The organism is Methylobacterium sp. J-059, from assembly GCF_022829485.1.
In the GTDB taxonomy this organism is placed as follows: domain Bacteria; phylum Pseudomonadota; class Alphaproteobacteria; order Rhizobiales; family Beijerinckiaceae; genus Methylobacterium.
The window spans coordinates 1-13,761 of sequence record NZ_JAKSYA010000174.1; the positions used below are offsets into that span (position 1 = coordinate 1).

Consider the following 13,761-nt stretch of genomic DNA (forward strand, 5'->3'; position numbering starts at 1 on the left):
GTCCTTTGCCATGCCACCCGCCTGGTCGGCGACGTCCCGCACCGCGTCCTTGGCCTGTCCGTACAGGTTCTCGACGGTACCCCTCGCCTCGTTGGCGGTGCCCTTGGCCTGGGTCTCGCGGTCGCCCGTGACGTCGCCGACGGCGCCCTGGACCTTTCCGCCGAGTTCCTTGGCGGCGCCGGTGATGCGGTTTTCGTCCATTGGTCAATCTCCGTTCGATTCGAGGTTGAGCCGGCCCGCGGCAAGACGCGCTTCGAGCCGCGACTAGGGCTGACTACTTCTTCGACGCGGCCTTCTTGGGTCGCGCCTTGATCGAGCTTTGGTCTGCCCTCTTCGCCCGGTCGTCGGCCTTCGAGGCATGCTTGGCGGCCTTCTCCTCGTTGCCGGCGTCGAGGTGCCGAGCGGCCTTCTGGTGTGACTTGGCCGCTGCCTCATGGTGTTCGGCGGCCTAGGCGTGCGCGCTTCCGGACATATGTCCGTCCGGTGTTGGGAGTTACGTGCCCCGATGCGAACGTGGTGGCCGGTCGGTTCCGCGGCTCCGATACCTGCGGGATCGACCGGGTGGTTCCTCAGCCCGGCATGCCGGCGACCGAGGACGGCAGCCTGCCGTCGGGGGTGTAGCGATCCACTGCGGACGGCAGCTCGCGCGAGAGCCTAGACAGCAGGTCATCGTGCGAAAGGCCGGTCTGCCGCGACAGCGTATCGAGGACGTCGGGGCCGATGGCCGACCTCAGGTGATCGGGCTTCATCTCGGCGTTTGGCCCGTGTTTCACCCAAGAGTCGGCCGCCTCGCCGTGGCCGTTCTCGCGAAAGCGGTCGACCAGATGGCCAAGGCCGCCGCTGAGCAGACCACCCGCGCCGGCACCCCCGAGGGCGTTTCCGAGATTACCAAGGATGCCGCCGAGACCACCCTGTCCCGCGGCGCCGCCCTGTCCCGCGGGCGTGCCTGCGGTCGCAGGACCACCTTGGCCGGCTCCGCCGAGCATCTCCTGGATCTTGTCCCGGTTCTGGAAGCCTGCCACGGCCAACAGGCCAAGCAGCGCCGTCATCGAGGGGAAGCCGTCACTCATTGGATGTCTCTGTTCCGTTGTTCTGGGACCTTCGGCGCGATCAGCAATCGTCGTCACCGGGCTTCACCACCTTGCCCTCAGGCGGCTTCGCCTCGTTGGCAGAGGCCGTCGCATTCGAGCCGACGTTGTTCATCGCCCCGACCGTCCCGGGGGATTCTGCCTTGGCACCCGGCGAGACCTTCGCGGTCGTGTCGCCGTCGACCTTCGAGGAAGCGTCGGCCGAGCCTTGCTGGCCGGTGCTGTTCGTGGTCGTTCCGACCGCACAGGGCTTGGCCGAGGCGACGCCGGCACCGAGGAGCGTCATGACTGTCGCGACGGTCAGGGTGGTGAGGATCTTCATGGAGGTGTCCTTGCGGATCGGATCGAGTACGAACTGGGGAAGGCAGGCAATCGCTACGAAGAGGCGGCGGACCGTTCGGATGCCGTCTCGGCGTAAACCGCGATGGCCGCCCGGCAGCCGGGCGAGACCTGCCCGGCGTTCTTGAGGAAGCAGGCGACGACCTCGGGTCCGTTTCGGTCGAGGCCGTCGCAGAGAATGGTGACCACCCCGCGGTGCCGAAGGACGTCCCTAGATCGTAGGGCTCGGTCGCGGCGTGGTCGCCCAGGCTCACGCCCGACGCGGTGTCAGGGGGTTCGTGGCGGTGCGGGTGACGGTCGGATTGACGGCCGAACCGCGGCCGGCGAAGTAGGAGGCGAGTGCCCCAAAGATCAGCGCGAGTGCCCCGAACAGCGCGCCCTGGGAGACACGGCGAGCCGTGGCGTCGGCGATCTGCTTGGACTGCTCCTTGGCCGCGGCAACGGTCTCCTTGAACTGCTGGGTGTACTGCGCGACCTGGGTCCGGGCCTGCTCGACCGGGATGTTCTGCGCCTTGGAAAGGGCCACGGCGGCCTTCTCCTGGGCGGCGGCCTGCTGTGCGCCGTCACCCGAGACGGCGGCGCGCATGGCGGTCACCGCGGTGTCCTTCAGCGCGGCCGGATCGGATCCGGTGCCGTTGCGGACATTGGACTCGATGTTCGAGAACGGGTCGGTGACCTTGGTCAGCGACGGGGCGGCGGCCTGCGCCAGGGTCGAGACGGAGCCGCCCATCGCGTTGCCGACCCCGCCGATGGCCGAGGAGGCCGTGCCCATGGCGCTACTGACGATGCCGCTGGCGGCCGACGACAGCATGTAGAGCACCACGAGGGTTGAGACCGCCCAGGCGAGGAGGCCGTGATAGCCGGCCGTCGATGCCGACGGCTTGCCGGACAGGCGTCCGGCGAAATAACCGCCGGCGACGGCCGCCAGCACGCCGGAGACGACGAACCAGAGGCCCGCTCCGATGCCAAGCGAGCTCGCAGCTGGTGTGCCGTCGCCCATCGGATCGACCGTCGACAGGCCGATGCCGAGCCCCAGCATGTTGAGGATGACCTGGGAGATCAGGGCCACGGTGGCTCCGGCAAGCACGGCACCCCAGGAGACGGAATGCAGCATCATCGTGCGCATGTCCTCGGCCGGCGGGACCATGGTGGTCTGCGGCAGGTCGCGGTCGACGACGGTGCGATCCGGTATCGGGCGTCCGGGGGATACAGGCGTGGGCTCGGTAACGGTGGCCATGGTGGTTCTCCTGGGTTGTAAGCTCGGAAAGCTGGAAGGGCGCGGCGGGTCAGACGACCCGGCGGCGGCCCATGACGTTGTGGTAGAGCCACAGCACGATCACGGCGCCGACGACGGCCACGAGTAGGCTGTAGAGGTTGACCCCCGACACGCCGGGCTCGCCGAACTGGTTGAATAGGAAGCCGCCGACGACGGCGCCGACGATGCCGAGCAGGATGTCGACGACGAGGCCCTGTCCGGTGTTGTTGACGATCTTGCTGCCGATGAAGCCGGCGATCAGGCCGAGGACGATCCAGGCGAGGAAGGACATGGCGAACTCCAATTTTCGGCGTGCAGAAGGGTCCCGACGCAGGGCCTGCGCGGGCTGAGGCATGGGTCTCGATGGCGTACTGGGCCGGGGCTAGATCCGCGCGGGACGGCTGGGTCGGGTCGGCTGGTTCGTGGTTTGCCGCGCTTCAATCGTAGCGATCTCGGTCGTGGCCTCTGCCTCGACCTTGGTGTCGCCGAAGATGATGCCGATGGCCTGCTTGATCAGGGCACGGGCATGATCGCTCGACAGAACCTTGCGGCCCTTGCCCATTCGCGGCACCTCTTTCGTCCGATTTGGCCGTCGTCGAGATGCCCGGTTCGAGCAGAGCTACACCCACCGAATAGTTTCGTCGGAGCGATGTTCCGGCAATTTACATAAAAGTATTTTGAATTAGTCGAGTTAGTGTTTTCGACCTGGTTTTCGCGTTGTATTTTTGCCGTAATGCTCAAATGATATTTTCTCGCCGATGCCGCGTTCCCTGGCCCAGACGACCACGGCGCTGCGTCGGTTGACGCCGATCTTGCGGTACAGGCTGGCGACGTGGTTGCGCACGGTGCTCAGCGAGACGCCGAGAGCCTTGGAAATCTCCTCGTCGGTATCGCCGCGGCAAATGCCCTCCAGCATGTCACCCTCGCGGGTCGTGAGCTTCTCCGCCACCGCCTGCAGCTTGCCCGGCCTGGGCGGGTTGCGCAGCAGGGCGAGCTTCTCGATCACGCCGTGGCTGAACCACGACGCGTCAGCCATGACGGATTCGATGGCAGAGATGAGTTCGGTCTCTGTGCGCTTTCGGGACGAGATGTCCTGGACGGCGCAAAGGAGGCCCTCGCCGCCGCCGACGGTGACCTTCTCGGCGGAGACGAGGCAGTCGAGGACGTCGCCGTCGCGCGTGCGCAGGCGCCCCTCGAAGGCGCGCACCCTGCCATAGCGTTGGAGTTCCCGTTTGAAGCGCGTCCGCTCTGCCTCCTCCACCCAGGGCATCGCGGAAGCGCCTTCGGCATCGCCGAAGGTGGAGGCGTACGCGTCGTTGACGCTGGTCGGCAGGTCGGTGTCCGAGCTGAGGAGGACCGTGGGGATCGGGCTGAGTTCGAACGCCTTGGCGAAGCGCTCCTCGCTGAGACGGAGCTCGGCCTCGGCTTTCCGCCTGTCCTCCAGGTCGGCGAACGTGAACAGCATGCAGCGTTCGCCGCCCGGCATCTCGATGGGATGGCCAGCGACGATGACGTATTTCTCGGTATCGGACGGGACCGAGAGACACGCCTCCCGCTGCCTGATGGTCGTGCCGGCATGGAGGTGCTCGATTGCGGAGGCGCGATGCTCGCCCTGGCCGAGAAGGTCGACCTCGGTGAATGTCCGGCCGATGACCTGGTCGCGTGCGTATCCGGTGAGCTCGACGAAACCCTGGTTGACCTTGACGTAGCGCAGGTCGGAGAGCCGGCACACCACGGCCGGGGCCGGGTTCGCCCGGAATATGCACTCGAACCGCTCCTCCGCGTCGTAACGGTCGCTGGCGTCCTGCATCAGAAGCGCGAGGCCAGTCGGTGCACCGGCATCATCCGTCGTTACCACTCCCCGCATTCGATGCGTCCATGTCCTCTCGGGGTGACGGACGTGGTGGACCTCCACAACCGCGTCGCGAAACGCCTCGCCGGCGAGGATGCGCTCGACGGGATGCTGCAGGGGGCCGACCTTGCGGTGGTTGAGGTAGCGCAGGACGAAGTTGGCCCGATACTCGGCGACCGTGGTTCCAAGGTCGCCGAGCTCGGCGACCCCATGCATCGCGAGGGCGGCGTCGTTGGCGTAAGCGATGGTGTGGTCCGGCTCGATAAGGATCACACCCTCGGCGAGGCCGGCGACGACCTGTGCCAGTTGCCGCTGCTCGGACTGGGTCATGTTGGCTCACCTCGTTCGAAGGGCATCGGTGGTCGCGTCGCATCCACGCATGGGTGCCAGCGTCCCAAACGATGCGTCGGCCACTAACCCGGACATTGCCGGCCGGCATCCTTGCCGTCTGCAGGAAGGTTGTCGCCTTGGTCTGACACGCGTTTCCGGACTGGCAAGCCCCTGTAATTCTCTCCTCGGCCCTCGATCACTTCAGGCTGCGGCATGACGAACGGCCCAACCCCATCTGTAAGCACTCGGTTGTGCCCCAGATCAGTGTCTGATAGCGAACGTTATTGCCGGCCACGACAACGGGGCGTCGGCGACTGAGAGAGACGCGCACTCCCGCCTTTTGACTGCCGAGAGAGGCGCAGGCCTCGCTACCACTTCAACGTCTATGACAGCGTGCCTCTTCCCGATAAAAAGGGCATCGAATTACTGGAGATCATGCTCGCTCGTCGAGAGACTATTCGATACGCAGGCGTACTCATTGAGGAAGGCGCAAGACTAGAAAGCCTTGGCTCGGAACTGCAAATGTAATTCACTGACAAAGCGGGGATTATCCTGTTTAGGTTGGACTTTTTGTTACCAAAAATTTAAATACCTAGTTGCCGAAGCTAGCAATCAGCTAGAATCAAGCGTCCGGCTTGCTCAGCTTGCCCCTCTCGATGACGATGTCCTTGATCTCGCCGACGTTGCTGTTCGTGCCGTCGACGATGTTCAGGCCGATGAGGTTGTCGCTCAGCACCATGTCCGGCGGGACGGAAGCGAACTTGACGGTGGCCGGCGGCGCCGAAGCTTCGTCCTTGGTCAGGAGGGGGCCGGCCAAGGCGGCAACGGCGGCGAGCGCGAAGCGACGCATGAATATATTCCCGATCCCGGATCGGGTGTCCAGGAACGAGCGACGTAGGAAAACTGTTCCGGCGAGAATTTCGGGTCCCGGGTGCGGTCCCTCGGTAGCCACTTCCGGCACCAATTTCATCGCCCACGCGAGGATCGCTTCACGGAACGTCCCGGCCTTCACCTTTGGTCGATGGGAACGGTCCCCTGGGGATCGCCGTTCCCGCTCGCTGTCGCCGCCTCCCCTTCGAGCCGGCCAGGGCTGCGATGGACTAGCCGGAGATCCACAGATCCCGCTGTCCGATGAAGCGATGAGCCGGCCCACGGGGTATTATCCCGATGCTACTGGCATGTCTGAACCAAGTATATAAACTGCATTAACCTGCCATTCAGGCAGGCGAACTGCCTACATGCGAAGCATTATTTTGGAACGGTATTTCTGACATCTCCGTTTCTGGCTCCGTAACGACCAGCACACCCGGAGAAAACCATGTTAGAGAACATTCGCGTCGCCGCACTCGCCACTGCCTTCGTCCTCGGCGGCGCCGCTCTGGCGGTCGCCCAGTCGTCCTCGACCGTCGGCACCGGTGGCTCCTCCGCGGGTGGGGGCACCAGTTCCTCCACCGTTGGCACGGGCGGCTCGTCCGCCGGCTCCGGAACCGGTGCAGGTACGTCCTCGACGCTGGGTACCGGCGGGTCGTCGGCGGGCGGTGGCACCAGCTCCTCGACCGTCGGGACCGGTGGCTCGTCGGCCGGCAAGGGTACGAGCGGTTCGACCGTCGGCACCGGCGGCTCCTCGGCCGGCATGTCCGACGGCGGCGGGAAGTCGGGCGGCGCGGTCGGCCATGACAAGAGCGGTCCCGGCAACTCCGAGAACGCACCGGGCCACAACAAGCGCTGACCCCACACCAAACTGAAAACCCGGGCGCGGTCCCACGGGACCGCGCCCGTCCCGCTCCCGAGGAGAGTTGCACCATGGCACGCCTGATCCTGCCGCTTCTCGGCGGCGCCCTCGCCCTAGCCGGGGTCGCCGCGAGCCATGCCCAGACCAGCACCGTCACCGCAGGCCCGAACGGTGTCTCGGGAGGAACGACGGTCACCACCGGCCCCAGCGGAAAGCCCTGCAAAGTCGTCCATTCCGACGACGCGAAGGGCGCCGGGACACTGTCGAGTTCGGTCACGGCAGGACCGGACGGCGTGAGGAGTTCCACGACCGGGGGGCCGTCGGTGATCACCCGATCCGCGAATGGCACGACGAGCAGTTCGGCCTCAAGTTCTGGCTCTGGAAACGGGACCACGATGACCACCACCGGCGACGGCGATTGCGTCGTCACGGTTCCCAAGGACAAGAGGTGAGGCCCACATGACGACGACAAAGATCATTCCCGTACTTGCGGCCATGGGCCTCCTTCTGGCTCCCGCACTCGCCCAGGCACAGGCCCGCGGCAGCGCGACGGGAGGCAGCGCAGGTTCCGCCGCGGCCGGCGGCACCTCCGCCTCGACGGTCGGGACCGGCGGCACGTCGACCGGCGCGAACGGCGCCACCGGTTCCTCCCTCGCCACGGGTGGCGCCGCCGCAGGAGGGAAGACCATGGACCGCTCCCACGTTAACGAGACGGGGAACGGCGGCCTGAACGGGCAGGCGAAGGCCATGTCGCATGACGGTGGTACCTTCTCGAAGTCGCAGACCAAGACCAAGGTCCGCGACGGCGAAGGCGTCGAGTCCAGCACTAAGACGATGTCGCATGAGCCTGGCTCGAAGCCCGTGAAGTCTACGACCACTACCGGGCGCTGACGCCGGCGATCAGGTTCCGTCCTCCCACGACGGAGCCATGAGGATTGCGACATCCTGACGAGGCCGCCCCTATTTCCGTGGTGCGGCCTCGACTGTGGAGCCATTGCGAGGAAGCCTACGTGGCAACGATGAGCCTGCCCGGACGACGGCAGGACTGGCTCCTGCTGGGACTGGCCCTCGTTCTCGTTTCCGCGGCCCTGGCGACCTACCATTTGACGCGCCCGACGACGCTGACGGTGGCAGCCGGCCCGAACGGGGGAACGGAACCGGCGCTGTTACGTGCCTACGCGGACGAGTTGGCACGCAGAAGGCTTGGCATCCGGCTGAAGGTCGTGTCCTACGACGGGGTTCGCGAGAGCGCCGAGGCGCTGAAGGCCGGCAAGGCAGACCTTGCCGTCGTCCGACCCGACGTCGCGATGCCTGGCAACGCGTTGACGCTCGCCGTCCTGCGGGATCTGTCGGCCTTCGTGGCGGCTCCCTCCAGCGCGGGCATCAAGGGCTTCCCGGATCTGGCGGGCAAACGCCTCGGTATGCTGGCGAGCCGCACCGCCGACCGTGCCCTCGTCGGCACCCTCCTTGCACACCACGACCTGGAACTCATGACGGAGATGCCCGTCGGCACAGTTCCGTCAAAGGCCGTGGCCCTCGTGGCCCTGGAGGAGACCGAGGTCGCCGACGCCCTACGCGACCATCGCATCGACGCGCTGGCATTGGTCACCACGCCAACCTCTCCCGTCGCAATGAGAATGGTGTCCCTCGTCAAGGAAGACGGCGGGGACGAAGAGGTCGCCCTGTTCGGGGTACCCGATTCCGCCGCCGTCCTGGCACGCTGGCCACGACTGCAATCGGTCACGCTCCCGGCGGCCCTGTTCGGCGGCAATCCCCGCGTTCCCGCCGAGGACGTGGCGACCGTTGGATCGTCCTATCGCCTGATGGCCCGCGCCGACCTCTCGCGCAGCCTCGCCGCGGAGGTGACACAGCACCTGTTCGAGATGAGGACAGCCCTCGCCGACACCGTTCCCGCGGCGGACGCCGTCACCTTTCCCGCCTACGAGCACACCGCCGGCGCCACCAGCGCGCGCCTCCCGATTCATCCCGGCGCCATCGACTACTACGAGCGTGAACAGGAGACGTTCATCGAGCGCTACGAAAGCTGGATCTACCTCATCGCCATCCTGGCCGGCGGCGTCGGATCGACGGTGGCCTGGCTGCGGCAACGACTGGGCCGCATCCGCCGTGAGCGGATCGAGGTGGCGACAGGCCGCCTGCTCGAACTGCGTTCGGAAGCCCGCCGGGAGACCGATCCCGGGCGCCTGGAGGCGATGGCCGCCGAGGTCGACGACCTTGCCGCCACCGTCGCGCGCCAAGCCCTCAATCGACCGACCGAGCTCCGTATCCTCGGTGCGGCCAACGTCGCAATCGACGCGACGCGATCCACGGTTAGGCGTGCTTCGATGCGCCGGAGCGAATCGGCCGCAAGCGTCGGCCCCGGGCTCCCGGGTGCACCGCCCGCCAACTGAATTCGAGGACATCCTGCAACGAGGCGCCACCGGTCGCGCAGGTGCCTTCGCCGCTGCGCATCGTGGTCGTGGCGTCGTGAGCGGAGGAGCCTACCGGAAAGGCTTTCCGATAGGCTTCAGGTCATCGTCCACGTGGGGAATGCTCAGTATCCCGCTCGAGCGGGCGCCCGACGCATACCGGATGTTCGACCAGGGATCGCCCAAGAAATTCGTCATCGATCCGCACAACACGACGAAACTGTCGGCCTGACTTTCCGGCGGATGCCGGGGGCGCCACCGCGAGGCGCTCCTATACACGCGGCTGATGTCCGGTCTGCTCACGTTGATCGACGAGGTGGCGTTCGCCCCGCTCAAACAGCGCCTAGCCCAACGGCTCTGAGCTGAAGCCGATCCGCGCGGCGTCGTTGCCCTGACCCATCAGAAGCTGGCTGACGACGTCGGCGGCGTGCGCGAGGTGGTGAGCCGCATCCTGGCACAATGGGCCGAAGCAGGCCTGATCGAACTCCGTCGCGGCGCGGTCGAGATTGTTGAATGAACCAGCTTGGCGGCCGCCGGTAGGCGGTGATGAGCGGCGCGCGCAGCGTCCGATTCCGGGCGAAGACTAAGGTCTGATCGCCACCTGAAGCCGAAGTTGCCGGGGGGCTGACGAACGGCTGCTTTCGAGAAGCACCGACGGCGGTCCGAGTTGCTGGGTTGGGTCGCTACCAGACTGGCCGCTTAGGGTGGATTTGCGACGGTCCGCTTTAAAGCGAGAGTTGACAGAAGCGGACCTTGTCGCCACGCCTGCTCACAACCCTTCCAGAAATCCGTGCTGGCATGGTGCAATGCCCGCGATCAGGGTGAAGCAAATTTCACCTTGCTCTCGATCAGAATGCTCATTTGTAAATGTATGACAGTGTGTAGCGGTGCTAGTGCCAAATATGGCTGTGCGCAAAACCATCACAATATTTGTGCCTTCGGAATTGCGGGTGTTCCTGTAAGGGTGCGTCGCCACCGGCCGCTACAGCAGTGTCAGCGACGTGGTACGTGCCGCGCTGCAAGAGTTCGAGCGCGCCGAGATGGGTAAGACCCCGGCCGACCAGCGAGCGATGGCACAGCAGGCTCCTGCCTCTCATGATCACGCTTGATCCAATGTCCGGTAATCGCGACTTCTTCGCCGGGGCGGGCGAGATGGTGACGCTGATGCGTGCCTACGACTGGACCACGACGCCGCTCGGCAAGCCCGAAGGTTGGCCGTCCGGACTGCGCACGGCGGTCCGCCTGCTACTCAACAGCAATGGGCGTTTCGCAAACTTGGATCTGAGGCGCGGAACGACCTCTGCCGTCCCGCTTTCACCCTTTGTTCGCCTGGGGAAGCCCGAAGCGGATTGCGAGTAGCTGGTTCTGCTCGCGCACCGTCCACGCGCCGACGAAGCCGAAGCCCTTGCGCAGCCAGAGCATGGCCTCGAAGCCCTGGATCGCGCGTCGCGCCGTATTGAACGAGCGTAAGCCTCCCACCCGCGGCATCGACCTTTTCACCCGGAAGTGGTCGCTGTCGATCCCCTGCTGCAGATGCTCGGTGACATAGTGGATCGGCGTGCGCGGCAGCAGTCCTGCCTGCCGGCTCTCGGCGATGGCTCGCGGATACGGGCCAGCGCCATCCGTGCCGATGCGGTCCGGGGCGAGAAGAGGCTCATCCGCTAGCATCTTGCGGAAGGAGCGCCTGGCCGCATCGAGATCGCGGTCGGCGGTCAGCAGGAAGTCGACTGGATTGCCGTGTTTGTCGACGGCCCGGTAGAGGTAGCGCCACCCGTCGCGAACCTTGATGTAGGTCTCGTCGATGCGGACCGACCCGCAGTGAGGCTGACGGAACTGAAGTAGCCGCTTCTCGATCAGGGGCGCGTAGGCCAGAACCCAGCGTTTCAGGGTGCTGTGGCCCACCTTCAGACCGCGTTCCAGGAACAGCTCCTCAATGTCGCGGTATTTCAGCGGATAGCGGAGGTACCAGGAGACGGCCTGCACGATGAGCACTGCCTCGTAGCGCCGGCCTTTGAAGTCGGCCTTGGAGCGATGCTTCCGCATGGCGGCGATAGCGGACAGGATCATGGGTCGGCTTCAAGGCGGAGGCGGCAAGCTCATCAAGAATGGCTAGCGATCCGTGAACGAAGACGCGCACGCGTTTGCGACAGGCCCCGAAAAGGGCCGCCGCATTCCGAACGGCCAGTCAAACACTGCCACGCAACACTGCGCTGCCAAGCTGCCGCGGGTAGTCGGTGCCGTGTATAGCGGAAGCCTGACCGGCGTGAGCCCGTCGGCATTTGCGACAGGCCTCTGAATGGGGTAGGCCGGCCTCCTCCGTCTAATTAGCATTAGATTCAATAAATCTTGCGTGGCAATCTAAATGAATATTATAAGAATATCTATACTGATTTTTTCAGCATTACTGGCTGGAATATTTGGTTTTTTTGGCGTACTTCAGGGATCAAGCTCAGATTTTACCCTATTATTTATGGTATTTTTCTTTGCAGCGAACGCATTTTACGTTTTTTACTCTCGACCTACGTTTGTCGCAAGCGAATTTTTCAATCGAACTGCGACAGGGTTAGCAATAGTAACTCTTGAATTAAAGCATCAAGCAGAAGAAGCTAAGACAAGAGAAGATGAAGCTCTTCGACTTGAGGCTTCGGAGGATGTAAATAAAGACGGCAGGCTTAAGGCAGCTAGCGATTTTATGAAATTTGCTGTTTCTAATCCGCATTTAAAAAAACTTTACTCTTTCGATGATAAAACCAAATTGATAGCGGATCTATCGGAGAAAGGTCAAAAGCCTATAGAAGATAAAAAATAATCAAAAGATATACATCAAAACATTCTAAAATGTAATTCTACAATTTATCTAGCAATTTGTCACAAAGGCCAGGTCTCAATTTTTGACGTTCCTGCGCATCATTCGAATAAGTGCAGCCATCGCGCCAACGTAATCGTATTTTGCCACCGGCGGGGGTGCCCATTTCGCTCTCCGCTCACGGTGGTGGGTGCGCCAGGACTGGTCGGGTGTCGGCCGTTTCAACGCGGGCACCGAGGCGACAACTGGACCGGGGATCCGTGCTCAATGCCGTGCTCCCGATGCGACGGATGCCTCGGCAAGCATTGCCCGCACGGAAGCTGCAATCTCAGCCGGCCTGTAGTCGGACATCGCCAGAAAATTTCATGCACGTCGCCGATCGATGTGCCGCTACCGCGCGTCAAACCCTCTGCTAACGCACGCGTGATAAAACTCTGCGCAATAATTATAGTGGCTGTCCCGGCCGTCTGCTGGGCCAAGGCCATTGCAGCAGCCTCCAGCGCCTCGATCTGATCATGCGGGGACATCACTGCTTACCCGCCCTGGGTGTGACGCCGTTTCTGAACGACCGCGAGCGGGCTTGCAGACCACCCCCGATGCTAGCCCGCGCGAGAGCGCCGTTCGACGCGGAGATCACCACCGGGATCGCCTGCAAGGTGGTCAACAGCTCCTTCGCGACTGCGAGCGTTCCTGAGAGGCCGGCCGGCGAGGCCTGCGGGGCGACTGTGATGCCGCCGGCTACCTGCAAGGCATCCTTCAGCTCGCCTGCTCGGACGTGAAGGTTTTCGAGCGCACCGGTCTCGACCTTTGGCGCGATCGTCTCCCCGTTGAGCGCCGTCAGCTTCGCCTGGACGCCCTCGATCATGTGTTCGAGTTCGGCCTTCCGTGCCTTAAGCCCGGCGCCGCCCCCCGGGAGATCGAGGCTCGCGCTCGCGGCCAGCTCCGACTTCACGTTCATCAGCTCGGCCTTGTAGGAGGCAAGAGCTGCAGTCGCTTCCTGCATCTTGCCCGAATCCGGGACGGGCGCCGCGCTGGATGCGGCCGGAGCTGCCTCCTGTCGCTGCGCTGCCATCGGCGGGATCTTTGGGCGTCGCCGGGCCGAAACCCGGCTGGCGCACCATGACCTCCGACTTGGGAGCCTCCGAGGGTCGCGGCCCGACCAGGCCATTGAGTCCGGGCAGGCGCGCAGGCACCGAAGCCGGCATCCCGGCCGTGCCCGGCGGTAGCGACCCTTCCCAATTCCCGAACGTGCCCGAGAACGGGGTCCGTAGGTACTTCTGGAATGGCGGGTCTTTCGGCACGAGCCCTTCCATCGGGTTGAGCGCCGGGGCCTCGCCGGCATCCGCCTTGCCGATGAAGGCCTGCGACCCCTCCTGGATGGCGATCTTGTTCGCCTGGTCATAGGTCATCGTCAGCGCTGCCGCTGCCGTGAGGGCAGCCGGCAGGGCGAGGACCGCCGTCGTGAGCGCCGCGGCTCCGGCTGTGAAGGCACCCGTGATGATGCCGTTGCTCATGCCGAGGGCGGTACCGGTGAGCGCTGCCGTGCCGCCGATCGTTGCCGCCTTGCCGCCGAGCCATGCCGCACCGGCCCCGGTCGCGATGACCGGGCCCGGCAGCTCGGCTGTCGATTGGATGGGCTGGGGCGTGTCGCAAACATGATTGTGTCTGCGTTTACCCAGCGTTGACCTTATGACCCGCAAGGCGCCTCCGGTTTCGGAGGCTGCCCATTATCCTGTCCGCCATCGCTGCCAAGCTCAAGCAGCGCGCCAAAGCTGACTTTAAAGGCCGGCACTACGAGGCCAACCTGATCGTGCAGGCTGTCGCCTGGTACCTGCGCTACTCGCTGAGCTACCGCGACACCGCGACATGGGGCAGCTATTCCCGGAACGCACTCTGGAGGTGGACGATAGCACCCTGAACCGCTGGGTTC

18 protein-coding genes and 3 pseudogenes are annotated in these 13,761 nt (G+C 64.6%); 10 read left to right on the forward strand and 11 right to left on the reverse strand.

What is annotated here, in order from left to right; translation table 11 throughout:
• The 7 genes from MKK55_RS26650 to MKK55_RS26680 form a co-directional block, all read right to left on the reverse strand.
• Window positions 1–201: CsbD family protein (locus MKK55_RS26650; protein ID WP_243934930.1), on the reverse strand; the 201-nt coding region annotated here is incomplete at its 3' end.
• A gap of 368 nt (window positions 202–569) precedes the next feature.
• Window positions 570–1,070: a YidB family protein gene (locus MKK55_RS26655; RefSeq protein ID WP_243938588.1), complete on the reverse strand. Its 501-nt coding sequence runs from the start codon at window positions 1,068–1,070 to the stop codon at window positions 570–572.
• A 40-nt stretch (window positions 1,071–1,110) separates the two neighbouring features.
• On the reverse strand, window positions 1,111–1,410 hold the full coding sequence (locus MKK55_RS26660; protein WP_243938590.1) for a hypothetical protein: 300 nt from the start codon (window positions 1,408–1,410) through the stop codon (window positions 1,111–1,113).
• A 267-nt stretch (window positions 1,411–1,677) separates the two neighbouring features.
• The gene (locus MKK55_RS26665; RefSeq protein ID WP_243938592.1) at window positions 1,678–2,664 is read right to left on the reverse strand and encodes a PhnA-like protein; all 987 of its coding nucleotides are present in this window, start codon (window positions 2,662–2,664) and stop codon (window positions 1,678–1,680) included.
• A 49-nt stretch (window positions 2,665–2,713) separates the two neighbouring features.
• Window positions 2,714–2,974 carry a GlsB/YeaQ/YmgE family stress response membrane protein gene (locus tag MKK55_RS26670; protein ID WP_243938594.1) on the reverse strand — a complete coding sequence of 87 codons (261 nt, stop codon included), beginning with the start codon at window positions 2,972–2,974 and terminating at the stop codon, window positions 2,714–2,716.
• Between the two features lie 90 nt (window positions 2,975–3,064).
• Window positions 3,065–3,244, reverse strand: coding sequence for a hypothetical protein (locus MKK55_RS26675; protein ID WP_243938596.1), 180 nt, complete (start codon window positions 3,242–3,244; stop codon window positions 3,065–3,067).
• A 129-nt stretch (window positions 3,245–3,373) separates the two neighbouring features.
• Window positions 3,374–4,864: a PAS domain S-box protein gene (locus MKK55_RS26680; protein WP_243938598.1), complete on the reverse strand. Its 1,491-nt coding sequence runs from the start codon at window positions 4,862–4,864 to the stop codon at window positions 3,374–3,376.
• A 378-nt stretch (window positions 4,865–5,242) separates the two neighbouring features.
• Between MKK55_RS26680 and MKK55_RS29415 the strand changes: the two are divergent.
• A pseudogene (locus MKK55_RS29415) lies at window positions 5,243–5,392 on the forward strand (hypothetical protein); the annotation flags it as partial.
• 94 nt (window positions 5,393–5,486) lie between these two features.
• Here MKK55_RS29415 and MKK55_RS29255 read toward each other — a convergent pair.
• Complete coding sequence (locus MKK55_RS29255) at window positions 5,487–5,876, reverse strand: PRC-barrel domain-containing protein (RefSeq protein ID WP_243938600.1); 390 nt, start codon at window positions 5,874–5,876, stop codon at window positions 5,487–5,489.
• Window positions 5,877–6,182: 306 nt separating this feature from the next.
• Here MKK55_RS29255 and MKK55_RS26690 point away from each other — a divergent pair, with 306 nt between their 5' ends.
• The 7 genes and pseudogenes from MKK55_RS26690 to MKK55_RS26715 all read left to right on the forward strand — a co-directional run bounded on the left by MKK55_RS26690 (window position 6,183) and on the right by MKK55_RS26715 (window position 10,384).
• Complete coding sequence (locus MKK55_RS26690) at window positions 6,183–6,593, forward strand: hypothetical protein (RefSeq protein WP_243938602.1); 411 nt, start codon at window positions 6,183–6,185, stop codon at window positions 6,591–6,593.
• 74 nt (window positions 6,594–6,667) lie between these two features.
• Entirely contained in the window at window positions 6,668–7,048 is a 381-nt protein-coding gene (locus tag MKK55_RS26695) for a glycosyl hydrolase (protein ID WP_243938604.1), read from the forward strand.
• Window positions 7,049–7,055: 7 nt separating this feature from the next.
• Entirely contained in the window at window positions 7,056–7,487 is a 432-nt protein-coding gene (locus MKK55_RS26700) for a hypothetical protein (protein ID WP_243938606.1), read from the forward strand.
• A gap of 128 nt (window positions 7,488–7,615) precedes the next feature.
• Window positions 7,616–9,007: a TAXI family TRAP transporter solute-binding subunit gene (locus MKK55_RS26705; RefSeq protein ID WP_243938618.1), complete on the forward strand. Its 1,392-nt coding sequence runs from the start codon at window positions 7,616–7,618 to the stop codon at window positions 9,005–9,007.
• A 409-nt stretch (window positions 9,008–9,416) separates the two neighbouring features.
• Window positions 9,417–9,542 (forward strand): helix-turn-helix domain-containing protein, encoded by a 126-nt coding sequence (locus MKK55_RS26710; RefSeq protein ID WP_279596378.1) that lies wholly within the window; start codon window positions 9,417–9,419, stop codon window positions 9,540–9,542.
• Window positions 9,543–10,002: 460 nt separating this feature from the next.
• A pseudogene (locus MKK55_RS29420) lies at window positions 10,003–10,134 on the forward strand (hypothetical protein); the annotation flags it as partial.
• Window positions 10,121–10,384 carry a hypothetical protein gene (locus MKK55_RS26715; RefSeq protein ID WP_243938610.1) on the forward strand — a complete coding sequence of 88 codons (264 nt, stop codon included), beginning with the start codon at window positions 10,121–10,123 and terminating at the stop codon, window positions 10,382–10,384. The pseudogene MKK55_RS29420 and the gene MKK55_RS26715, both read left to right, overlap by 14 nt.
• Here MKK55_RS26715 and MKK55_RS26720 read toward each other — a convergent pair.
• Window positions 10,340–11,092 carry an IS6 family transposase gene (locus MKK55_RS26720; RefSeq protein ID WP_243938613.1) on the reverse strand — a complete coding sequence of 251 codons (753 nt, stop codon included), beginning with the start codon at window positions 11,090–11,092 and terminating at the stop codon, window positions 10,340–10,342. The genes MKK55_RS26715 and MKK55_RS26720 overlap by 45 nt on opposite strands.
• 295 nt (window positions 11,093–11,387) lie before the next feature.
• On the opposite strand from MKK55_RS26720, the gene MKK55_RS26725 reads away from it, so the two are divergent.
• On the forward strand, window positions 11,388–11,834 hold the full coding sequence (locus MKK55_RS26725; protein WP_147841119.1) for a hypothetical protein: 447 nt from the start codon (window positions 11,388–11,390) through the stop codon (window positions 11,832–11,834).
• A 523-nt stretch (window positions 11,835–12,357) separates the two neighbouring features.
• Here MKK55_RS26725 and MKK55_RS26730 read toward each other — a convergent pair.
• Both MKK55_RS26730 and MKK55_RS26735 read right to left on the reverse strand, forming a co-directional pair.
• On the reverse strand, window positions 12,358–12,696 hold the full coding sequence (locus tag MKK55_RS26730) for a hypothetical protein (RefSeq protein WP_243938615.1): 339 nt from the start codon (window positions 12,694–12,696) through the stop codon (window positions 12,358–12,360).
• A gap of 25 nt (window positions 12,697–12,721) precedes the next feature.
• Window positions 12,722–13,531: a hypothetical protein gene (locus MKK55_RS26735; protein WP_243938616.1), complete on the reverse strand. Its 810-nt coding sequence runs from the start codon at window positions 13,529–13,531 to the stop codon at window positions 12,722–12,724.
• 26 nt (window positions 13,532–13,557) lie between these two features.
• Between MKK55_RS26735 and MKK55_RS26740 the strand changes: the two are divergent.
• Window positions 13,558–13,761 (forward strand): annotated as a pseudogene (locus MKK55_RS26740) (IS6 family transposase); the annotation flags it as partial.